The 22,351-nt window shown below is 72.7% G+C and carries 15 protein-coding genes; 5 read left to right on the top strand and 10 right to left on the bottom strand.

The window, feature by feature from the left end; translation table 11 throughout:
- The first annotated feature begins 8 nt into the window (after positions 1 to 8).
- Entirely contained in the window at positions 9 to 3,182 is a 3,174-nt protein-coding gene (locus HD595_RS15395; protein ID WP_253781182.1) for an RNA polymerase sigma factor, read from the top strand.
- 187 nt (positions 3,183 to 3,369) lie between these two features.
- Entirely contained in the window at positions 3,370 to 4,635 is a 1,266-nt protein-coding gene (locus tag HD595_RS15390; protein ID WP_253769573.1) for an NYN domain-containing protein, read from the top strand.
- 22 nt (positions 4,636 to 4,657) lie between these two features.
- Here HD595_RS15390 and HD595_RS15385 read toward each other — a convergent pair whose 3' ends face one another.
- The 3 genes from HD595_RS15385 to HD595_RS15375 form a co-directional block, all read right to left on the bottom strand.
- Complete coding sequence (locus tag HD595_RS15385; RefSeq protein WP_253769571.1) at positions 4,658 to 5,812, bottom strand: VLRF1 family aeRF1-type release factor; 1,155 nt, start codon at positions 5,810 to 5,812, stop codon at positions 4,658 to 4,660.
- A gap of 129 nt (positions 5,813 to 5,941) precedes the next feature.
- Positions 5,942 to 6,571: a response regulator gene (locus HD595_RS15380; protein WP_253769569.1), complete on the bottom strand. Its 630-nt coding sequence runs from the start codon at positions 6,569 to 6,571 to the stop codon at positions 5,942 to 5,944.
- Between the two features lie 3 nt (positions 6,572 to 6,574).
- Positions 6,575 to 10,735 carry a HAMP domain-containing protein gene (locus HD595_RS15375; RefSeq protein WP_253769568.1) on the bottom strand — a complete coding sequence of 1,387 codons (4,161 nt, stop codon included), beginning with the start codon at positions 10,733 to 10,735 and terminating at the stop codon, positions 6,575 to 6,577.
- Positions 10,736 to 10,854: 119 nt separating this feature from the next.
- Between HD595_RS15375 and HD595_RS15370 the strand changes: the two genes are divergently transcribed.
- The gene (locus HD595_RS15370; RefSeq protein WP_253769566.1) at positions 10,855 to 12,399 is read left to right on the top strand and encodes a PP2C family protein-serine/threonine phosphatase; all 1,545 of its coding nucleotides are present in this window, start codon (positions 10,855 to 10,857) and stop codon (positions 12,397 to 12,399) included.
- A 19-nt stretch (positions 12,400 to 12,418) separates the two neighbouring features.
- Here the strand turns inward: HD595_RS15370 and HD595_RS15365 are convergent, their stop codons facing one another.
- The 3 genes from HD595_RS15365 to rho form a co-directional block, all read right to left on the bottom strand.
- Positions 12,419 to 14,182 (bottom strand): S9 family peptidase, encoded by a 1,764-nt coding sequence (locus HD595_RS15365; RefSeq protein WP_253769564.1) that lies wholly within the window; start codon positions 14,180 to 14,182, stop codon positions 12,419 to 12,421.
- A gap of 138 nt (positions 14,183 to 14,320) precedes the next feature.
- Positions 14,321 to 15,361, bottom strand: coding sequence for a putative RNA methyltransferase (locus HD595_RS15360; protein ID WP_253769562.1), 1,041 nt, complete (start codon positions 15,359 to 15,361; stop codon positions 14,321 to 14,323).
- 49 nt (positions 15,362 to 15,410) lie between these two features.
- A complete protein-coding gene (gene rho, locus HD595_RS15355) occupies positions 15,411 to 16,547 on the bottom strand; it encodes a transcription termination factor Rho (RefSeq protein WP_308211153.1) in 1,137 nt (378 codons plus the stop codon).
- A gap of 463 nt (positions 16,548 to 17,010) precedes the next feature.
- Here rho and HD595_RS15350 point away from each other — a divergent pair, with 463 nt between their 5' ends.
- Positions 17,011 to 17,154, top strand: coding sequence for a hypothetical protein (locus tag HD595_RS15350; protein ID WP_175604221.1), 144 nt, complete (start codon positions 17,011 to 17,013; stop codon positions 17,152 to 17,154).
- Positions 17,155 to 17,261: 107 nt separating this feature from the next.
- Here the strand turns inward: HD595_RS15350 and HD595_RS15345 are convergent, their stop codons facing one another.
- Complete coding sequence (locus HD595_RS15345; protein ID WP_253769560.1) at positions 17,262 to 17,666, bottom strand: DUF4440 domain-containing protein; 405 nt, start codon at positions 17,664 to 17,666, stop codon at positions 17,262 to 17,264.
- A gap of 45 nt (positions 17,667 to 17,711) precedes the next feature.
- On the opposite strand from HD595_RS15345, the gene HD595_RS15340 reads away from it, so the two are divergent.
- Positions 17,712 to 18,455 carry an MBL fold metallo-hydrolase gene (locus HD595_RS15340; protein ID WP_253769558.1) on the top strand — a complete coding sequence of 248 codons (744 nt, stop codon included), beginning with the start codon at positions 17,712 to 17,714 and terminating at the stop codon, positions 18,453 to 18,455.
- Between the two features lie 18 nt (positions 18,456 to 18,473).
- Here HD595_RS15340 and HD595_RS15335 read toward each other — a convergent pair whose 3' ends face one another.
- From HD595_RS15335 to HD595_RS15325, 3 genes are all read right to left on the bottom strand, one after another.
- Positions 18,474 to 20,375: a sensor histidine kinase gene (locus HD595_RS15335; RefSeq protein ID WP_253769556.1), complete on the bottom strand. Its 1,902-nt coding sequence runs from the start codon at positions 20,373 to 20,375 to the stop codon at positions 18,474 to 18,476.
- A 170-nt stretch (positions 20,376 to 20,545) separates the two neighbouring features.
- On the bottom strand, positions 20,546 to 21,196 hold the full coding sequence (locus tag HD595_RS15330) for a hypothetical protein (protein WP_253769554.1): 651 nt from the start codon (positions 21,194 to 21,196) through the stop codon (positions 20,546 to 20,548).
- A 180-nt stretch (positions 21,197 to 21,376) separates the two neighbouring features.
- A complete protein-coding gene (locus tag HD595_RS15325) occupies positions 21,377 to 22,348 on the bottom strand; it encodes a ketopantoate reductase family protein (RefSeq protein WP_253769552.1) in 972 nt (323 codons plus the stop codon).
- Positions 22,349 to 22,351: the final 3 nt, after the last annotated feature.

Raw genomic sequence — 22,351 nt, 5'->3', positions numbered from 1 at the left:
AGGTGACCATGTGTATTGCATCACCACAGAGCGATGCCGAGCTCCTCGAAGCCGTCAAAGCGGGCAATGCCGCCGCCTTTCGCCTGCTCCAGGACCGTCACGCGCCCGCCGCACGCGCGCTGGCCCGCCGCCTCGTCCGCGGGGAGGCGGAGGTGGAGGACGTGGTGGCCGAGGCGTTCACCAGGATCCTCGACCTGGTCGGACGGGGAGCCGGGCCGGAGGACGCCTTCCGCGCGTACCTGCTGACCGTGGTGCGGCGCACCGTCCACGACCGGGCGCGGGTCGAGAGCCGCCGGGTGACGCCGGACGAGCCGTTCGACCCCGCCGTCCCGTTCGTGGACCCGGCGCTCGCGGGGCTGGAGAGGTCGATGCTCGCCCGGGCGTTCCTGTCGCTGCCCGAGCGGTGGCGGGCGGTGCTGTGGCACGTCGAGGTCGAACGCGCCGGGCCCGCCGAGGTGGCGCCGCTGCTGGGGCTGTCGCGGGGCGAGGTGTCGCCGCTGGCCTACCAGGCCAGGGAGGGGCTGAGGCAGGCGTACGTGCGGCTGTACCTGTCCGCCTCGCCCGCCCCGGCGTGCGTGCCGGTGCTGGGCAGGATGGCGGCGCACGTGCGGGGCGGGCTGGCGCGGCGCGGCTCCAGGGCGGTGCGGGCGCACGCGCGGGGCTGCGCCCGCTGCCACGCGGTGCTGACCGAGCTCACGGACATCGGCGCCGGGCTCCGGGTGGTGGTCGGGCCCCTGCTGGCCGGCCCGGCCTTCCCCGAGTACGCGGCCGATCCGTCGCGCGCCTCGGCGGGGGCGCCGGCGTCGGCGCTGCTGCGGGTCACGGTGACACCCCGGCGGGCGGACGAGGAGGACGCGTTCTGGGGCGTGGACGGCGACGAGGCCGACACGGACGAGGGGGCGGAAGCGGAGGAGGAGGACCTCGCCTTCTGGGAGTCCGTGGCCGACCGCGCGGGAGCGGAGCAGCGGGCGGGCGGCGAGGGCACTGACAGTGGAGACGCTGAGGGTGGAGACGCTGAGGGTGGAGACGCTGAGGGTGGAGGCGGTGAGGGGGAGGCCGGCGCTTGTGGGGCGCGCCGGAGCCCGCGCCTGGTCGGCTGGCTTCAGCGCGTGGCGGCGAGCCCGCGGGTGGCCATGGCGGGCGGCGCCGCGGTGGCGGTCGCCGCGGCCACGACGTTCGCCGTCGCCTCAGGGAACCGGACCGTCGAACGGATCGCCACCTCGCCCATGGCGCACCCGGTCGGGTCCGGGCAGCCGCCGCTGACCGTGGTCGAGCCCGACCCGATCTCACCGCCTGCCCCGGAGACCGGCGGGGGCGGGGCGCGCCTGCGTGCCACGATCGAGCCGCTCGGGGCGCTGGTGCGGGGCCGGTCCGGCATCGTGGCGATACGGCTGCGCAACTACGGCGGGGGGGCGAGCGCGGGTGTGCGGGCGATGGTGGACCTGCCTCCGGGGATCACGATGATGCCCCCGGGCAGCCGCGGCCACGGCGCCGTGCTGGGCCCGGCGACCACCTCGCCACGACGCACGCCACCCCGCGACGCCGTCCCACCCGAGGACGGGTCCCGGGGCCGCGACGACTCGCCGCACCCCGGCAGGTCTCCGCGGCGCGACCGGCCTGGGGAGCACGACGGGGCCCCGGGGCGTGACCGGCCGGGGGAGCACGGCGATGCCCCGGGACGGGAGACGTCACCGGATCTGGGCGGCGTGCCGGGCCGGGAGGCGGCGCCGGACCTGGGCGGCTTGCTGGACCTGGGCACCCCGCCAAGCCACGGCACCTCACCAAACCACCGCAGCACCTCACCAAGCCAGGACACCCCGCCAGACCTGGGGATCCCGCCACGCCTCGGCACCTCACCGGGCCCCGACGCCGCGCCAGGCCGAGCGGGGGCGGCCGACGGCGGCGCGTCCACGCGTCGTCACCGTCACGGCACCGGCTCCCCGAGGTCGTCCGGCGGATCGCCCGCCCCCCGTCAGCCGGACGGCGCGGCCGCCGGGTGGACGTGCCGGGCGGTGCCGGAGGGGGCGCGGTGCGTCCGAGGGCCCCTGGAAGCCGGCGGCAGCACGGTGCTGTTCCTGCGCGTCCAGGTGGCGGCCGGCGCAGGGGACGGCGCGGCTCCGGCCGTACGGATCAGGGCCGGGCGGATGCGGACGGCGGCCAGGTCCGCGACGGGGGTGCGACCGTCGGGGGCGCCCGCCAGGTTCGCCACGGAGGGCAAGGTCGCGGTCATGGCGATCGGCAACTCCCTGCTGACCTGCCCCGGCGGCCAGAGCGGCTGCTCCGCGGCGAGGCGGCGCGAGGGCGCCAGACGCGACAACGACCTGTGGTCGATGGTCCCGCTCGACGCCGACCGGACCGGCTCCACGGCCGCCTCCAGCGCCGCGCGCCTGCGGATGCCGCGCGGCGGCCGGATCGTGTGGGCGGGGCTCTACTGGTCGGCCGGCGGGAGCGTCCCGGGGCCGATCAGGCTCAGGCCGCCGGGTCACCGGAGGTACGAGCCGGTGCGGCCGGACGAGGTGGAGGACGCCAGGCTGCCGTCGGGCCCGGCCTACCAGGCGTTCGCCGACGTGACCGGCCTGGTGGCCGCCTCCAGGAGGGAAGGCGCGTGGTGGGCGGCCGACGCGCCCATGGAGCCGGGGGTGTCCCGGCACGCGGGGTGGAGCCTCGTGGTCATCGCGACCGACCCCGCCAGGCCGTACACCAGGACGGTCGTCCTGGACGAGGCCGTCGCGACCGGCGACGGGGGCGCCGCGCTGCGCGTCCCCCTCGACGGCCTCGCCCCCGGCCGGACGCCCGGCGGATCACTCGGCGGGACACCCGGCGCGTCTTCCGGCGAGCCGCCCGGCGCGGCGACGCCAGGCAGTACGTCCGGCGAGACGCCCGGCGGGACGGCGTCGGGGCGGACGCCGGCACGGGTGCGGCTGGTGACGTGGGAGGGCGACGCCGAGCTGGACGGCGACGCGGTGTCGGCGGGCGGCGGTCCGCTGGTGCCGGCGGGCGGCGACCGCGAGGCCGCCAACCCGTTCGACGGCTCCTCCGACGGGGTCGCGGGCATGACGTTCGGCGTGGACGTGGACACGTTCGAGGCGGACCTCGGGGACGATCCCGCCCTCACCATTACCAGCGAGAAAGATGCGATTTTGTTTGGAATTGCCGCTGTCAGCGCCCGTACGCGTCAGTAACCATAAACCCGGACAAACTGGTACGGTCTTCATGAATCATCTGGCGTATGCCCGGGCCAGTGGCGAATCGTCGGGATTAACCCTCGGACGATCACCCGCTTTCACTACCCTGAGAAAGGGCCGCCAGTCCGGCTCTGACGGTGCAGAGCCAGTGAGGTCGGACCATCAGGAAAGGGGCGGTGTCACAGTGGATCGCTGCGCGCTGTTCGTGGACGCCGGCTACCTGCTGGCCGACGGCGCGATGGCCGTGCATGGGACCCGACATCGCGAGGCGGTCGCGTGGGACTACCCGGGTCTGCTCCAGCTCATGAGCAACCTCGCGCGGGAGCGCACCGGGCTGCCGTTGCTGCGCTGCTACTGGTACGAGGCGACGGTCGAGGGCCGGCGCACCCCGGAGCACGACGTCCTCGCCGACATCCCGGGCCTCAAGCTGCGCCTGTCGCGCATCCGGCCGGGCCGGCGCGAGGGCGTGGACGCCCAGGTCCACCGAGACCTCATGACGCTCGCCCGCAACAACGCCATCTGCGACGCGGTCGTCGTCAGCGGCGACGAGGACCTCGCGCAGGTCGTCTGCGACGCGCAGGACCTCGGCATCAGGGTGACCGTGGTGCACATCGCCACCGAGGGCGCCTGGGCCGTCTCGCGCGCCCTGCGCCAGGAGGGCGACGACCTCATCGAGCTGGGCAACGTCCACCTGCGGCCGTTCGTCAACCTGGTGACCGGCATCAGCGAGGTCTCCAACGGCCACCACCCGCTCTCCAACGGCCACGCCGCCGCGCACGCCGCGACCCACTCGCTGCCGCCCGCGCCGCCGCCGTCCTCGTCGCTGCCCACGCCGTTGCCCGCGCCCAAGCCGAGCGGCAGCCACGCCGCGCCGCCGACGACGCCCTCACCGGCGCTTCCCGCCACGCCTCCGGCGCAGCCCGAGTCCCAGCCGTCGGCCGGTCGCGGACAGCCCTCGACGCCGTCGCCCACCTACTACCACCAGGAGCCGGCGAGCCAGGCGCCGGCGACCGGGCCCATCCCGCAGCAGCAGCCGGCGGCGCAGCAGACGCCGTCCACCGGGCAGTTCGCCGCGCAGCCGTCCAACGGCGCCTACCAGCAGCCGCCGCAGCCCGCGCAGCCGTCGAACGGGTCCTACCAGCCGTTCGGCGCGTTCACCGGCCCGCAGTCCACGCCGCCGACGCCGCCCTCGACCTCGCAGGCCACCACGCTGGCCGACGCCGTGAAGGCCGCCCACCGCGAGGGCCACGACTTCGGCGAGTCGGTCGCACGTGACGCGCCCGCGCTGTGGCTGGAGGCCGTGCTGGCGCGCAAGCCCCGCATGCCGTCGGATCTGGAGGCCAGGCTGCTGCAGGGCTCGTCGCTGCCGATCGACTTCCTGCTGCACGACGAGGTCCGCCACGCCCTGCGCCGCGGCTTCTGGGACGCCCTCGAACGCGCCCGCCACTGAAGAAACCGAAGGAGCCGGGTCCTCACCAGCGCAGCAGCGCGCCCACCCCGCCGTACGGCGCCAGGGCGCCCGCCGCGTGGGCGTGGACGATCGTCACCTCGGCCCGGCTCTCCAGCGCCCGTTCGATCATGCGCTCCCCGAGGTCGGGCTCGTCCGTGGTGACCACGCCCTGCGGCACCTGGTCGGCCGGGTAGAGGAACCCGTCCGGCCCGCGGCCGCCGTGCCAGTGCCCGTTCTCGTCCACGATCAGGCGGCCCACCCGGCCCTCGTTGAGCACCGCGAGCGTCTGGGCCGCCCCGAGCACGGCGCGCCCGCCGGACAGCGTGGTGTCCACGGCCCGCTGGACCAGCGCGGCGTCGCGCCGGACGCGCACCGTGACCAGCTCCTCGACGATCCGGCTCACCACGTCGGTGGCCGGCCCGTCCGGCACGACCTTGTCCACCCGCACCGGGTCGAGGGGGCGCAGCGCCCCGGCCAGCGCCGAGGTGAGCCGCGGGTCGCCGACCAGCAGCACGTCCTCCCAGCGCAGGGCGTCGACTCGGCCGGTGATCTCGGGGGCGACCGCGTACAGGTGGCGCACCAGGTTCTCCTCGGCGCGCCGCCGGAACAGGTCGCGGTGGACCGACGAGCGCTGGTCCGTGCCGGCCCGCGCGGGTCCGCGCATCTCGCGCCAGTCGTCGGAGTCCAGGTCGTACGCGGACCGGTAGACCTCCTCGGCCTTGCCGTACCGGTAGTCGACGAGCCGGACGCCGTCCCGGCCGACGACGGCCACGCCGGCGGGGGCGCCGGTGGCCATCGCGGTGAGCATGGGGCGTACGTACGCGGTGGACTCCAGCACCGCGCACGTGCCGAAGGGGATCTGGAGGGACGTCCGCTGGATCTCGTCCGAGCAGACCGGCGCGAACAGCGCCCGCCCGATCCCGGGCTCGGAGGGGTCGACCAGCCGGTCGATCTCCGGTTCGAGGGCGTCCAGGTGCTCCAGCACGGTGAAGCGCCGGATCCGTTCGGGCCAGGCCGACACCTGGGCGCGCATGGCGGCGAGCTCGTCGCGGAGCCGGATCTCCCAGGCGGGCCGGATCCCCGGGTCCACCCGCGGTCCCGCGGTGACGTACAGCGACACGACGCCCATCTCGTCCTTCATGGCGACGAGCTCGCGGAGGAAGCCATCATCATGCATCAGATCGGTTCTCCTCTGCATCGGATCCTTCCGACTGTAGAGAACCGAAATATGCATAAATCCCCACGTTGGGGGACATTCTCCCGTGTTTTTACTTCAAAGCCCGCAACTTAGACATTTCCCGGCAGGTTATGACAGCGCGTCGAACCCGGCCCGCAGGGCGGTCACCCGCTCCGTCAGGTCGCCCAGCGGGATGGACAGCGCCGGGTCGGGCGACTTGCGCGCCAGCTCCCGGACCCGGGCCAGCTCCTCCTCCACCGCGGTCAGCCGCCGCGACAGCTCCGGGAGCACCGACGCCGGCTCGCTGAGACCCGGCGGCAGCTCGCCCGTCACCCGCTCGCGCAGCAGCGCGGACTGCTCGGCCAGCCGCTTGTTCATGTTGTACAGCTCGATGAACACCGACACCTTGGCCCGCAGCACCCACGGGTCGAACGGCTTGGTGAGGTAGTCGACGGCCCCCGCCGCGTAGCCGCGGAAGGCGTAGTCGGGGGCGCTGTCGACCACGGTCAGGAAGATGATCGGGATGTTGCGGGTGCGCTCGCGCCGCTTGATGTGCGCGGCCGTCTCGAAGCCGTCCATGCCCGGCATGCGCACGTCGAGCAGGATGAGCGCGAACTCGGTGTTGAGCAGGGCCTTGAGCGCCTCCTCGCCCGACCGGGCACGCACCGGCACCAGGTCGAGCGAGCTCAGGATGGCCTCAAGGGCGATCAGGTTCTCCTCGCGGTCGTCGACCAGGAGGATCTTGGCTCGATCCGTCATGGATCACGCCCCTTCGGCTGGGTCCGTGGTGGTCGACACCCGCCCACGGCTGAGCCAACCGCGCAGTCGTTCGAGCAGACGGTCCACGTCGACCGGCTTGGGCACGTAGTCGGACGCGCCCGAGGCGATGCTCTTCTCACGATCGCCCCGCATGACCTTAGCGGTCAACGCGATGATCGGCAGATCGGCGAACTGCGGCATGCGGCGGATCGCCGACGTGGTGGCCCAGCCGTCCATCTCCGGCATCATGATGTCCATCAGCACCAGCGCGACGTCCTCGTTGCGTTCGAGCTGCTCGATGCCCTCTCGGCCGTTCTCGGCGTAGACGACCGTCGAGCCGTGCCGCTCCAGCACGCTGGTGAGCGCGAACACGTTGCGGATGTCGTCGTCCACGATGAGGATCTTGGCGCCGTTGAGCGGGTCCTCGCCCTGCCACTGCGGCGTCTCCGTCGGCGTCTCGACCAGCTCCGGCAGGTCCATCGGCATGGGCGGCTCCGGCGCGGCCGGCTCCTCGACCGGGCTGGTCATGAGCTGGCGCCGGCCGGCGTCGCCCTCGGCGGCGGCCAGCGGCCCGCTGTAGGAGGCCGGCAGGTACAGCGTGAACGTGCTGCCCTTGCCCAGCTCGCTGTCCACGTGGATCTCGCCGCCCAGCAGCCGGGCGATGTCGCGGCAGATCGCCAGGCCGAGCCCCGTGCCGCCGTACTTGCGGCTGGTCGTGCCGTCGGCCTGCCGGAACGCCTCGAAGATCAGCTCCCGCTTGTCCGGCGCGATGCCGATGCCGGTGTCGATCACCTGGAACGCGAGCAGGTCGGTCGCGTCGTGCAGCGTCTCGTCGTCGTAGGCGACTCCGGGCGGCGCGGGCGCGACCCGCAGCTTGACCTCGCCCCGCGGGGTGAACTTCACCGCGTTGGACAGCAGGTTGCGCAGCACCTGCTGGAGGCGCTGCTCGTCGGCCCGCAGCTCCTGCGGCACGTCGGCGGCCACGTCCACGCTGAACGACAGCCCCTTGTCGGCGGCCAGCGGCGAGAACGCCGCCTCCAGCAGGTCCACCATCTTCGGCAGCGACACCTGGATCGGGTGGATGTCCATGCGGCCCGCCTCGACCTTGGACAGGTCGAGCATGTCGTTGATGAGCTGGAGCAGCGCCGAGCCGGCCCCGTGGATCGTGCGGGCGAACTCGACCTGCTGCGGCGTCAGGTTGCCCTCGGCGTTCTCGGTCAGCAGCTTGGCCAGCACCAGCAGGCTGTTGAGCGGCGTGCGCAGCTCGTGCGACATGTTCGCGAGGAACTCGGACTTGTAGCGCGAGGACACGGCGAGCTGCTCGGCCCGCTCCTCCAGCGTGCGGCGGGCCTGCTCGATCTGGAAGTTCTGGATCTCGATCGCGCGGTTCTGCTTGGCCAGCAGCGCCGCCTTGTCCTCCAGCTCGGCGTTGGAGCGGCGCAGCTCCTCCTGCTGCCGCTGGAGCTCGTCGGAGCGCTCCTGGAGCTCGCGGGTGAGCCGCTGCGACTCGGTCAGCAGGTCCTCGGTGCGGGAGTTGGCGATGATCGTGTTCATGGTGACGCCGATGGTCTCGACGAGCTGCGTCAGGAAGTCGAGGTGGACCTCGCCGAACGGCGTGAACGAGGCCAGCTCCAGCACGCCCAGCACACGGTTCTCGAACAGGATCGGCAGCACCACGATCTGCGCCGGCGTCGAGGAGCTGAGCCCGCTGTCGATGGTGATGTAGCCGGGCGGCACGTCGTCGAGCACGATGTGCCGGCCCTCGGCCGCGGCCTGGCCGACGATGCCCTCGCCGACCGCGAACCGCTGGCGGGGGCCACGATCGGGACGCACGCCGTAGCCGCCGATCAGCAGCAGCTCGTGGTCGCCCTCGGGATCGACGCTGTAGAAGGCCCCGTAGCGGGCCGAGACGAGCGGCGTCAGCTCGCTCATCGTCAGCTTGGCCACCTCGAACAGGTCGCGGTGGCCCTGCATCAGCCGCGAGATGCGGGCCAGGTTGGACTTGAGCCAGTCCTGCTCCTGGTTGGCCTGCGTGGTCTCGCGCAGGTTGGCCACCATGGAGTTGATGTTGTCCTTGAGCTCGGCCAGCTCGCCCTGGGCCTCGACGGCGATCGAGCGGGTCAGGTCGCCCCGGGCCACGGCGCTGGTCACGGTCGCGATGGCGCGCACCTGCGTGGTGAGGTTGCCGGCCAGCTCGTTGACGCTCTCGGTGAGGCGCTTCCAGGTGCCCTCGACGCCCTCGACGCGGGCCTGACCGCCGAGCTGGCCCTCCGAGCCCACCTCGCGGGCCACGCGGGTCACCTCGGAGGCGAACGAGGAGAGCTGGTCCACCATGCGGTTGATGGTGGTCTTCAGGGCGAGGATCTCGCCCTGCGCGTCCACGTCGATCTTGCGGGTCAGGTCGCCGTTGGCGACCGCCGTGGTCACCTCGGCGATGTTGCGCACCTGGTACGTCAGGTTGTTGGCCATGAAGTTGACGTTGTCGGTGAGGTCCTTCCAGACGCCCGACACGCCCTGCACCCGCGCCTGGCCGCCGAGCTCGCCCTGCGTGCCCACCTCGCGGGCCACGCGGGTCACCTCGTCGGCGAACGACGAGAGCTGGTCGACCATGGTGTTGAGGGTGTCCTTGAGCTGGAGGATCTCGCCCTGCGCGTCAACGGTGATCTTCTTCGACAGGTTGCCCTGGGCCACCGCCGACGACACGGCCGCGATCTGGCGCACCTGCGAGGTCAGGTTGTTGGCCATCGAGTTGACGTTGTCGGTGAGGTCCTTCCAGACGCCCGACACGCCGCGCACCTGCGCCTGGCCGCCGAGCTGGCCCTCGGTGCCGACCTCGCGGGCCACGCGGGTCACCTCGGAGGCGAACGACGAGAGCTGGTCCACCATCGTGTTCATCGTGGACTTGAGCTCCAGGATCTCGCCCTGGGCGTCCACGTCGATCTTGCGGGTGAGGTCGCCGTTGGCGACCGCGGTGGTCACCTGGGCGATGTTGCGCACCTGGTACGTCAGGTTGGCGGCCATCGAGTTGACGTTGTCGGTGAGGTCCTTCCAGACGCCGGAGACGCCCTTGACCTCGGCCCGGCCGCCCAGCTTGCCCTCGGTGCCCACCTCGCGGGCCACCCGGGTGACCTCGTCGGCGAACGACGAGAGCTGGTCGACCATGGTGTTGAGGGTGTCCTTGAGCTGGAGGATCTCGCCCTGCGCGTCAACAGTGATCTTCTTCGACAGGTTGCCCTGGGCCACCGCGGTCGCCACGGTGGCGATGCTGCGCACCTGGCTGGTGAGGTTGTTGGCCATGAAGTTGACGTTGTCGGTGAGGTCCTTCCAGACGCCCGACACGCCGGTCACCTGCGCCTGGCCGCCGAGCTGGCCCTCCGTGCCCACCTCGCGGGCCACGCGGGTGACCTCCTCGGCGAACCCGGAGAGCTGGTCGACCATGGTGTTGACGGTGTTCTTCAGCTCGAACATCTCGCCCACGGCGTCGACCGTCACCTTGCGGCTCAGGTCGCCCTTGGCCACGGCGGTGGTCACCACGGCGATGTCGCGCACCTGCGCGGCCACCCGCGACGACATCGTGTTCACGGCCTCGGTCAGGTCGCGCCAGCTCCCGGACATGCCGCGCAGGTTGGCGCTACCGCCCAGCCGGCCCTCCGTGCCCGCCTCGCGCGCCACCCTGGTCACCTCGGAGTTGAACAGGGCGAGCTGGTCCACCATGCCGTTGATCGCCTTGCCCAGGCGGCGCACCTCGCCGCGGGCCGACCGGTCGAGGTCGATGCGCCGCGACAGGTCGCCCTTGGCCACGGCGTCGATCACGTCGGCCGCGCCGCTCACCGGGCTCACCAGGGCGTCGATCAGCATGTTGACCGACTCGACGCCCTCGGACCAGGCGCCGACTCCGGGGCCTGGCGTCAGCCGCTCGCCGAACCGGCCCTCCTTGACGACCTCCTTGCGCACCCGGTTGAGCTCGTTGGCCAGATGCTCACGGCGGTCGGCGACCTCGTTGAGGAGCAGCCGGACCTCGCTCAGGATGCCGGGCTTGGCGTGGGGCACCCGACGCCGGAAGTCACCGTCGCGCCAGGAGAAGAGCGTCTCCAGGATGGGCACGAGATCGGCCTCGCTGTAGACCTTCTCCTCGGATACGGGTGCGGTCCTGACCGTGGTCATGGGCCCTCCTTGACGCGCGGGGTGCCGCTTGAGTGGTTCAAGTCTGTCACGTTGTGTAGCTCGTAGTCCTGTCCTTGGATTTACCCCAAGTCAGTAGGAAGTGTGGTAGGCACGGTGGGATGACTGCTTCTCCTCAGGCGGTGCTCGCCGCCACCTTCGCGCCCGGAGAGACCGCTGTGCCGGCCGCGATGCGGTTCACGCGCGAGGTGATGACCGCGTGGGCCGTGGGCGGGCTGTTGCTGCACACCGCGGAGCAGGTCACGGGTGATCTGGCGGAGCAGGTGGTCGACGAGCCGTTCGAGGTGGTGTGGAAGCACCACGGCGACGCCGTCCAGGTGGAGCTGAGGCAGCGCAACGCGCCCCAGGGCGATCCGAAGGCCCCCTCTGTGACGGTGGCGGAATGGGGGATCACCTTCTCTCGCGACGGGCACGTCCACTGGGCACGTCTCACGCTACCCGGCTCCATGGAAACAGTCGTACCCGATCGGCAGGCCGAGACCTCGCGCGGCCCGCACTGGCTGGGGTTCCTGGCCGACGCCAGCGACCTGCTCGCGGGCACGCTCAACCCCGACATGGTGCCGGCCATCATCGCCCAGGTCGTGGTGCCCAGGCTGTCGAGCTGGTGCGCCGTCTACACCTCCGACAACGCCGACGGGCCCATGCGCCTGGTCTACGTGTGGCACGCCGACGAGGCCCGCATCGACGGGCTGCGCCAGGAGCTGGAGGAGATCGACGCGGAGGCGGTCGAGGAGCAGCCGTCCATCATGCACACGGCCGACTCGCAGGTGCTGACGGTCCCGCTGACCGCGCGCGGGCGCGGCCTCGGCGTGATGTTCCTCGGCCGCTCCGACCGGTTCCCCGACGAGGTCATCCAGCTCGCCGAGGACATCGGCCGGCGCGCCGCGCTCGCCATGGACAACGCCCGCCTGTACGCGCAGCAGGCCGCCGCCAACCGGGCGCTGCAGCGCAGCCTGCTGCCCCCCAACGAGCCCGAGGTGCCCGGCCTCGACTACGGCGTCATCTACGAGGCGGCCGGCGAGTTCAACGAGGTCGGCGGCGACTTCTACGACCTGTTCAAGGCCGGCGACGACTCGTGGCGCTTCGCGATCGGCGACGTGTGCGGCACCGGCCCGGAGGCGGCGGCCGTGACCGGCCTGGCCCGCCACACGTTGCGGCTGCTCGCCCGCGAGGGGTACGGCGTGGCCGCGGTGCTCGGCCGGCTCAACCAGGCGATCCTGGAGGAGGGGGAGCGGGCGAGGTTCCTGACCCTGCTGCACGGCGACATCACGCCGGTGGCGACGGGCCTGGAGCTGCGGATGGTGTCGGCCGGTCACCCCGAGGCGCTGCGGCTCAAGGCCAGTGGCGAGGTCGAGTCGGTGAGCACCCCGCAGTCGCTGCTGGGGGTCTTCCCCGAGGTGGTGTTCGAGGCCGACACCGTGCACCTCGACCACGGCGACGTGCTGCTCGCGGTCACCGACGGCGTGACCGAGCGCCGCTCCGGCGACCGGCTGCTCGACGACGACGGCGGCCTGGCGAAGCTGCTGGCCGAGTGCGCCGGGCTGTCGGCGCGGGCGGTGGCGGAGCGCATCCGCCGGGGCGTCGCCGACTTCGCCAGCGAGCCGAGCGCCGACGACCTCGCGATCGTGGTCCTGCGCGCCCGCTGACCCTCTCTCCAGGGCGTCCTCAGTGGCGCAGGTGCTTGCGGGCGAACTCCAGTTGCAGGCTCATCTGCGCGATCCGCTCGGCCACCACCAGCGAGCCGCGGATCGCGTCGTAGGTGTACACCTCGTACGGGTGCCCGTGCGCGGCCAGCCTGCCCACGTACTTCTCGATCTGGCGCAGCGGGCAACGCGTGTCGTTCTCCCCGGCCAGGATGAGCACCGGGGCGCGGACCCGGTCCACGTACGTGATGGGGGAGCTGGCGGCGTAGCGCTCGGGCTGCTCGTCGGGCGAGCCGCCGAGCAGGGCCCGGTGGTAGGCGCGCAGGCTCTCGGCCTCGTCCTCGTACGAGGTCTGGTGGCAGGCGATCGGCACGGCCGCGATGCCGGCGGCCCACAGGTCGGGCTGGGTGCCGAGGCCGAGCAGCGTGAGGTAGCCGCCCCACGCGGTGCCGGTCAGCATGACGCGTTCGGGATCGGCGATGCCGCGCTCGACGACCGTCCGGCGCACGGCCGCCACGTCCTGCAGCTCGATGTGGCCCACGTCGCCGCGCAGCGCGTCGCGCCAGGCGGAGCCGTAGCCGGTGGAGCCGCGGTAGTTGACCCGCACCACGGCGAACCCGGCGTCCACCCAGGCCGCGACCTCGGGGGAGAAGGCGTCGTGGTCGTGCGCCGTGGGGCCGCCGTGCAGCATGAAGACCGTCGGGAACGGCCCGCCGCCGTGCTCGGGCCGCGAGATCAGCGCGTGGATCCGGCCGCCGGGGCCGGGGACGTCGAGGTCCTCCACGGGCACGCTGGGCGGCGCGGGCGGGCCGCCGGCGTTGATGACGACCTGGCCGTTGCTCGACTTGATGACCGGCGGGCGCGAGGCGCTGGACCAGGAGTACTCGACGTGCCCGGCGGGCCGCGGCGCGGCCTCCTCGATCACGCCGTGCGGCGTCTCGATCAGCGTGAGGCCGCCGCCTCCGAGGTCGTAGCGGTGCAGGTGGGTGCGGGCCCGGTTGTCGCGCAGGATCAGCAGGCCGCGGCCGTCGTGGTACCACTCGGCGGTCAGGTCGCCCGAGTCGCGCAGCCAGATCTCGCGCTGCTCGCCGGTGACGGGGTCCCAGACCAGGGGCTCCTGCCGTTCGCGGCGCTCGTGCAGGGCGAGCAGCCGGCGGTCGCCGGGCACGGGGGCGAAGCGCAGACCGAGGACGCCCTTGCCGGGCCCGTCGTACAGCTCGCGGACGGTGTCGCCGGACTGGCGCACCACCCGGAGCGCCGGGTGCCGGAAGTCGCCGTACTCGCCGTGGTTGATGGCGATGAGCTGGCCGTCGAGGGACATGTCCGCCACCCAGGCGGCGTCGGGGTGCTCGTAGAGCAGGCGTGAGGGCTCGCCGGGGCGTACGAGGTGGATGCGGAAGGAGCCCTCGCTGGCCAGGCTGATCGCGGCCTGGCCGGTGGCCGACAGCGCGATCCCGCCCGGCTGGCCGGGCGCCAGGTCGGGCGCGGCTAACTCGCTGGTGCCGCCGCCGAACGGCTGGCGCCACCACACGCCGAACTCGTCGCCCTCGGTGTCGGCGAACCAGTAGATCCACTGGCCGGTGGGGTCGATGGTGGCGTGGGCGGTGCCCTTGGGGCGCTCGGTGACCTGCCGGGTGGCGCCGGTGGCCCGGTCCCAGGCGTAGACCTCCCAGGTGCCGGTGGCGTTGGAGCGGTAGATCGACCTGTTCGGTGCCTGGCGCGCCCAGTTCGGCAGCGTCATGCGCGACGCTCGGAACCTGGCCTGCCAGCGTTCCTCGGCCTTCATCCGGCGCGCCTCCCTTTGCCGCCCGCCTCCGGCCACGGGTTGCCGTCCAGTATTGCGCCTGTCTCGCGGAAATACTCGCGGAATGTGGGGGAATTTCGGGCTAAATGCCTCATCAGTAACACCAGCCCCACTTGCCCGTCAAGGAATGGTCCTTGCCTGCGGTACGGTCTCGAAGATAGACAGGTGAAAGGCGGCGCGGGTTTTCACTTTTCGCGGCTTTGTTGGGGCTCCTGATGGCGTCGCGGGGCCGCGCGCGATATATGTGGCGATTCGGCCGGCGAGCTCGGCGGGATCGGTGTGCCAGGCGCTCGGGCCCATCCGCACCACCTCGGTGACCCCGTCTTGGTCCAGCTCCATGTCGAACGCGATGGAGCGCCGCTCCACCTCGGTGAACCCCTCCATGCCGCGGGCCAGCCGCCGCTCCTTGTCCTCGTCCACCGACAGCAGTCCCAGGTCCCCGACGAGGGGGCTGAGGTGCTCGGGCGCGGGCGTGACGACGACCACCGCGCCTCCGGGCCGCAGGACGCGCCGGAACTCGGCGGAGTTCCTGGGCGCGAAGACGTCCATCACCACGTCGGCCACCCCGCTCCTGATGGGCAGCGGGCGCCACACGTCGGCCACGAACGCGCCCAGCCTCGGATGCGCGCGCGCCGCCCGCCGAACGGCGTGCTTGGACACATCGAACGCCACCCCGATGCCTCCGTCCACCGCCTGGAGCACGCCGGCCAGGTAGTGACCGGTGCCCGCTCCGGCGTCCACGATCACCGGTCTCCGCGCGGCGCCCGGCTCGTGCCCGGACGGCCCCGCCCGGCGGCCGGGATCCACTCCGGGACCACCGTACGCCTTCGTGCCCGCGCCGTCTTCCGGGACAGCGAAGCTTTTCTCACGAATCGCCGTTCCTGCGCTCCTACGGCCGGGCAGAATGCGCGCCGCGACACTTTCGGCGACAGCCTCGACAAGCGGTGCAAAATGCCCATTGCTCAAGAAATCAGCTCGTGCGGCGACCATCTCGGCGCTGTCCGCCGTCCCGGGCACTCGCGATCCCACGAGCAGGCTCACGTATCCCTGCTTGGCGATGTCGAACGCGTGCCCGTCGCCGCACCGTACGGCGTTTTGGTCAATGGTCACCCTTTCTCGGCAAATAGGGCAGACCAGAAATTCGATGATGTCAGCGAGCATGCCCCTATTCTTCCGGGGGCCCGGCCGGGGCCGTCGGCCGGTCTCCGGGTCACGCCGCGGCGGCCCGGAGGAAGTCGGCGTTGCTCCTCGACTCGCGGAGCTTGCCGAGCAGCAGCTCCAGCGCCTGGTGCCGGTCGAGCGCGGCGAGCATGCGGCGCAGCCGCCACACCACCTCGCGCTCCCCGGCGGGCAGCAGGATCTCCTCGCGCCGCGTGCCGGACGCCTCCAGGTCCACCGCGGGGAACAGGCGGCGCTCCGCCAGGTCCCTGGCCAGGTGGAGCTCCATGTTGCCGGTGCCCTTGAACTCCTCGTACAGGCTGTTGTCCATGCGCGAGCCCGTGTCCACGAGCGCGGTGGCGAGGATCGTCAGGGAGCCGCCGTCCCGCACGTTGCGCGCGGCACCGAAGAAGCGCTTGGGCGGGTAGAGGGCGGAGGCGTCGATGCCGCCGGTGAGCACGCGCCCGCCGCCCGGCGCCAGGTTGTTGTAGGCGCGGCCGAGCCGCGTCAGCGAGTCGAGCAGCAGAACGACGTCCCGGCCCTGCTCCACGAGCCGCTTGGCGCGCTCGACGGCCAGTTCCGCGACGGCGGCGTGGTCGCGGTCGGGGTGGTCGAAGGTGGAGGCGAAGACCTCGCCGCGCACGGAGGCGCGCATCTCGGTGACCTCCTCGGGCCGCTCGCCGACGAGCACCACCATGAGGTGGACCTCCGGGTGGTTGCGGGCCACGGCGGCGGCCAGGGCCTGCAGGACCATGGTCTTGCCGGCCTTCGGCGGGGCCACGACGAGCCCGCGCTGGCCCTTGCCGATCGGCGCGAACAGATCGACGAGCCGGGTGCTCAGCGACTCGGTCTCGATGCGCAGCCGCTCGTCGGGGTACACGGGCGTCAGGTCGGCGAACGCGGGCCGGTCGCGCCACTCGGCGGCGCCGTTGACCGACTCGACGCTCACGAGCTTGCCGCCCGCGACGTCGGCGACGACGTGGTCGCCGGGGCGCAGCCCGAGCTGCCTGGCCCGGTCCGGCGGGACGCGGACGTCGTCGGGACCGGCCAGGTGCCCGGCGCGGATGAACGCGCCGCGCTCCCGCAGGTCGAGCAGGCCGGCGACCCGCCGTGCGGGCGCCCCGGAACGCTGCCGGGGGACGGCGGGCCGAGAAGTGGTGTGCTGCTGGGAGATGGTCTGAACAGACATGATGGGTCCCTTTCGAAGGGCAGGCCGAGGAAGGATGCGGCGGCGGGCGGCCGTGAGGGCACGCACAGGGAATCGCTGAGTGCGAATGCCGCGAACCGGTACGCCAAGGGCGGATGACCCGGCTGTGATGGAAGCGAGCCGGCCCCGCACAAGCAGGTGGTTCGCTGGACAAGATCGGCGGAGCGGAAGCTCGACGCCGTTCGGAACGTATCACACGTTCTGAGCCATGCAACACCTAGCCCGCATGGGCTATTCCCGGGCTGTTCTCGTGTCGTAGCACGCGGGAGCCCCCGCGCGGTCGTCACAATGTTCTTCTCGCGAGGCCGTCGAAGGACACACGGGCGGCGCGCGCAACGACATGGAGCGCCCGGCCGCGCCGCGTCATCGTGTCAAGCGTGATGCAGGGCTCCTGCAATCCGGCCAGGTTTTCCTGTAGGCAAGCAGCATTCCATAGGGGGATCCCATGAAGACCAGCACCCGTTGCCCTCGGTGCCACCACGAGCTCGACGAAGGCCCGATCATGTACCGCTGCGCGCACTGCTGCCGCACTGTCTACGCCGCCGACCTCGACAACGAGTACGTGCCGCGCACCCCGGTCGCCGCCTAGGAGCAGCCGTCCGCGACCGTACGTGACCAGGGCCCGTCAGAGTCGTCCCGCGCCCCCCTCCACGAGCGCGCCGGGCGTCGCCCTCCGGCCCGCCCTGGTCCGCGAAGCTACACGTCGTCCCAGGCCATCGAGCTCATCCGCCAGCCGGCGGGGGTCCGGACGAACTGGGTCGTCTTGTGGCCGGAGCCCTCGAACCACTCGCCGTCCAGGAAGCCCGACTTCCGGTATTCGCTGAACCGGTGGGCGATCGACCCGAAGATCTCGGTCCGCTCGGCGACCTCCCATTCGGAGAACCCGGTGAGCGTCCCGTCGGTGAGGATCTTCTCCCGTGGGGCGATGAACGCGTCGAGATCGTAGACCACCAGCTCGTCACCGACGTTCTTGATGATCATCCCCTGGGGGATGAACAGCTCGCGGACGACGCCGACGTCCGGCCGCGCGCCGCCGGTGTTGGTGAACGCCCCCATGAAAGCGCGCATGAGCCGGTCGATCTCGGCCTTGGACTCCGGCACGGGCACCCCTCTCGCGGACGGAACGCCTCACTCTAGTCTGGACGGGTGCCACACCAGCCCCTCATCGTCTCGGGCGTCGAGGTGACGCCTCTCTGCGACGCGGTCGGCCCCATGGGCGCGGCCATCCTGCGGCCCATGGCCGAGATGTTCCCGGGAGCGGGCCTCGCGGAAGAGCCGTGGGTCCTCCACTTCCACTGCTTCCTGATCCGCGACGCGGCCGGCCGGCTGACGCTCGTCGACACCGGCATCGGCGCCGCCGGCTCACCGGCGTCGAGCTGGGCGCCGGTGCCCGGGTCGCTGGCCGGCGAGCTGGCCGCGGCGGGCGTCTCACCCGCCGACGTCGGCACCGTGATCCTCACCCACCTGCACAGCGACCACGCCAGTGGCGCGGTCGGCGACGACGGCGCGCCCGTGTTCGTCAACGCCCGCCACGTCCTGCAACGCGCCGACCTCGACGTCGTCGGCGGCGCGATGCGCGACCAGGTGATCACCCCGCTCAAGGACCTCCTCCACGTCGTGGAGGGGGACACGGAGGTCGCGCCGGGCGTGCGGGTCCACCTGACCGCCGGTCACACGCCGGGCCACCAGATCGTCCGCGTCGGCGACGTCGCCGTGACCGGTGACCTGGTGCTCCACCCGGCGCAGCTCGCCGACCCGGCCGTGCCGTACGTCTACGACGACGACCAGGAGCTGGCGGCGGCCACGCGCGCGAGGGCCCTCGGCGAGCTGCGCGCCGCCCGCGCTGTGCTCGCCACGGCCCACTTCGCCGACCCGTTCATCCAGCTCTGAGCCGTCGAAGCGGGGGCGTCAGCGTCCGGCCAGGGCCGGCTGGTCGGACAGCAGCGACGCGGGCAGCGCGACCATCGCGGTCAGCCCCCCGTACGGCGACGGCCCGAGCCTGACCCGGATGCCGTGCCGGGCCGCCAGCCGGCTGACCACGAACAGCCCGAGCCGGTCGCTCTGCGCCAGGTCGAACTCCGGCACCTCCTCCAGCCGGGCGTTCAGCTCCTCCAGCTCGGCGCGCACGAGCCCGAGCCCGCGGTCCTCGATCTCCACCGTGACCCCGTGGGGCGTGAGAGCCGAGCGGACGTCCACCCGCGTCTGCGGCGGCGAGAACAGCGTGGCGTTCTCGACCAGCTCGGCCACGAGGTGGGCGACGTCGGTGACCGCGCCGCCCAGCACCGCCACCTGCGGCGGCTGCAGCACCTCCACCCGCGGGTACTCCTCCACCTCGGCCACGGCGGCCCGCAGCACGTCCACGAGCGGCACCGGGTTGCGCCAGCCGCGCCCCGGGGCCTGGTCCGACAGGATGATCAGGCTCTCGGCATGCCGGCGCATGCGGGTGGTGAGGTGGTCGAGCTTGAACAGGTCGGCCAGCATCTCGGGCTGCTCGGTGTGGCGCTCCATGCTGTCGAGCTGCATGAGCTGGCGGTGCAGCAGCGTCTGGTTGCGCCGGGCCAGGTTGACGAAGACCTGGCTGACGCCGTGCCGCAGCCGCGCCTGGTCCACGGCCGCCTCGACGGCGGTGCGCTGCACGCTGTTGAACGCCGTGACGATGTCGCGTACCTCGGCGGTGTCGGCCTTGACCTCCAAGGGCGCGAGCTCCTCCTCCGTGGGCCCGTCGCCGCCGGCGCGCAGCCGCTTGACCAGCCCGGTCAGCCGCACCTCGGCCAGCTCGGTGGCCGCGTCGCGCAGGCTGGCCAGCTCCTCGCCGAGGCGGCGGCGGAAGCGCAGCGACAGCAGGATCGAGGTGAGGACCGCGAGCAGGCCCGCGCCGCCCGCCACGCCGATCTTGGTGAGGATGCCGTCGGCGGCGGGCGTGACCCGGCGAAGGACGCCCCGCACCGCCTGGAACTGGTTGCGCTCGGTCGCCGCCCACAGGTTGTCGCCGTCGACGGGCCAGGTGGCCGCCGCCGCGGGCAGCCCGTTCATCGCGGCCTGCCCCCTGACGGCGTCCTCGGCCTTCAGGAACTCCTGGTACGCGGGGGAGGCCACCAGCTCCTCGAACGGGCCGCGCAGCCGGCCGTCGAGCTGGGAGAGCGCCTGCGTGTAGAGCAGCCGCCGGGTGCCCACCATGCCGATGAACGCCTCGCGCTCGGCCTTGGTGATCCGCCCCCGGGCCAGCACCACCGCGATCACCGCGCGTTCACGGGACAGGATGTCCTTGGCCTCGCCGAGCATGGTCACGGCCCTGGCCTGCCGGTAGAGCGACTGCTCGGGCACCAGCACCATGGCGTCGAACATGCGGAACGTGGCGTCCGCGATCCGGCTGTAGCCGTCGATCACCTGGAGCGGCGCGGGGTCGGTCCCGTCCACCTTGCGGCGCAGCCGGGGCAGCTCGTCGAGCTCCCGGTACAGGGCGTCGAGCTGCGTGGCCATCTGCGGCGAGAGGTCGCGCTCGCGGGCGGCGAGCTGCCGGAAGGCGGCCACGGTCCGGTCGGTGAGGGCGCGCTGCGTGGTCAGGAGCTGGCGGCCCTGCCGGCTCGTCAGGTACTCCACCGAGGCCAGGCGCTCGTTCTGGAGCTGCACGTTGATCTGCTCGGCGGGGTTGGACAGGTTGGTGACCAGCTCGTTCACCTGGAGGAGGCGCAGCCCGTCGCCGCCGGTCAGCGCCGCGGCGAACGCCCACAGGCCCACCAGCGAGGTGAGCGGGACGAGCAGCAGGACCAGCAGCTTGAGCGCGATGGGACGGCCACGTGTGGGGGGCATGCGACCTCCGGAGGCATGGTGAGATCGCCTCGCAGAGTACACCCCTTCTGGGGGATTTCTCCGGTGTGCGAGGAGCCGGCCCGCACAGCGGTGAGCCGTGGCGGGCGCGTCCTGGACGCCCGCCACGGCTCACCTGTGTCCTTCGTGTGTGTCCTCCGGACCGCCGCCGGTCAGGGCAGCGTGTCCTCGGGGCCGCGCGCCACCAGGCGGTCGCCCGGCACCCGCGCGCCCGGCACCCGGGCGTGCGCCGGGCCCCGCGTGCGCCCCTGCGTGTACGCCGGCTCCCGGTCCGCGCCGTCGCGCGGGAAGGGCGCGGTGTCGCGGTCCTCGTCCCGCTCCGCCGCGCGGGCGTCGCGGACGGCGGCGCGGGCGTCCGCACGGCCGGCCTCACGGGCGGCGGTGCGTCCGGCCGCCTCACGGGCGGCACCGCGCTCGGCCGCGACGCGGTCGGCGGTGGCACGGTCGGCGACGGCGTGCTGGACAGCCGCACGGTCGGTCGCGGCGTGCTCGGCGGCGCGCTCACGTTCGAGCCGCTGCTCCAGCTCCCGCTTCTCGTCCTCCAGGCGGGCCACCCGGTCGGAGGTCTGCGCCTGGTCGGCGCGCATCCGCCGGCGGCGTCGCGCGGACCTGCGCGTGCCCGCCACCATCATCCACAGGCCCAGAAGCAGCACCACGGCGGTGACCGCCCCGGCCGCGAACATCTGGACATGGTCGAGCTGTAACGTGTAGCCGAACAGGATGTACCTGGACGTCTCCTCGGTGGCCACCAGGACGACGGCACCACCGGCGAGAAGGACCAGGACCAGGCCTAGCAAGGTCATCCGAACTCACCCCTTGTCGTCTGAGCGACTCCCCTCTGCCCATCGGCGCGGCCGATATGCGCCGCAGGCCCTGTCCGGTAGGGGTTCCAGGTGAGGATGGCGGTCATGAGCCCCGATCCCGGCCAGGTCTCGACCGGCTCTGGCCGTTCTGGGACGAGGTGACGTCCGGCACGCTCGGGTTCAGCGGGATCCGGCTGCGGAACGCTCGTCGATGAGGGCGGTCAGGCGCTCGACCGGCATCGACCCGGGCGGCAGCTTCTCCCGGGCGAACCGGCCGGCCTCGCGCTGGAGCACCTCGTTGACCGGGGTCGGCAGGCCGTACTCGCGGCCGAGCAGCACGATCTCGCCGTTGAGGTAGTCGGTCTCGATGGTGCCGCTGGAGCGGGCGAGGCTCTGCCAGGACGAGCCGCCGCCGCGCTGGGCGCCGCCGATGGGCCGCACGTCGACCTGGTGGCCGCGCAGCGCGCTCTCCTCCTCCTGGGAGGTGTACGCGATGCCCGCCTCCTCCAGCACCGCGGCGCCCTCCGCCCGGGCCCGCTCGTGCAGCGCGTCGGCGCCGGGCTCGTGGCCGCACAGGGCCTCGACGGCGTTGCCGAGGTTGCCGAGCAGCTTGCCGTACTTCCAGCGCATCACGTCGGGCTGGGCCAGGGCCACGAAGTCGCTCTTGCTCAGGTCGGCGACCATCTGGCGGGCCAGGTCGTCCACACCCTGGGGATAACGGCCGACGTGGAACATCCCGGAGTGCGGCATGCCGTAGGCGGCGACCGTGCCGGGTTCGAGGTGCAGGGCGGGCAGCCACACGCACATGCCGTAGACGCGCTCGAACCTGCGCAGGACGGTCCGCTCGTTGTCGACGCCGTTCTGCGCGCAGAGCACCGGCAGGTGGCGCGGCCAGGGGTCGAGCGCGGCGACGGTGTCCTGCGACTTGGTAGCCAGGACCAGCACGTCGTCGTCGCGCGTGGCGACCGGGCCGTCGGCGGCGGGGATGGGGAGGGTGTCGTCGGACTCGGGGGTGAGCAGGCGCAGGCCGCGGGTCCTGAGCGCCTCGTAGTGGGCGCCTCTGGCGATCAGCAGCACCTCGTGCCCCGCCTGGAAGAGACGGGCCCCGATGGTGCCGCCGACCGCTCCCGCTCCGATCACGATGTAGCGCATGGC

It is taken from the genome of Nonomuraea roseoviolacea subsp. carminata, assembly GCF_024172185.1.
Lineage (GTDB): Bacteria > Actinomycetota > Actinomycetes > Streptosporangiales > Streptosporangiaceae > Nonomuraea > Nonomuraea roseoviolacea.
The sequence above is the reverse complement of the archived record's forward strand: the minus strand, read 5'-3'. Positions and strand labels throughout refer to the sequence as shown.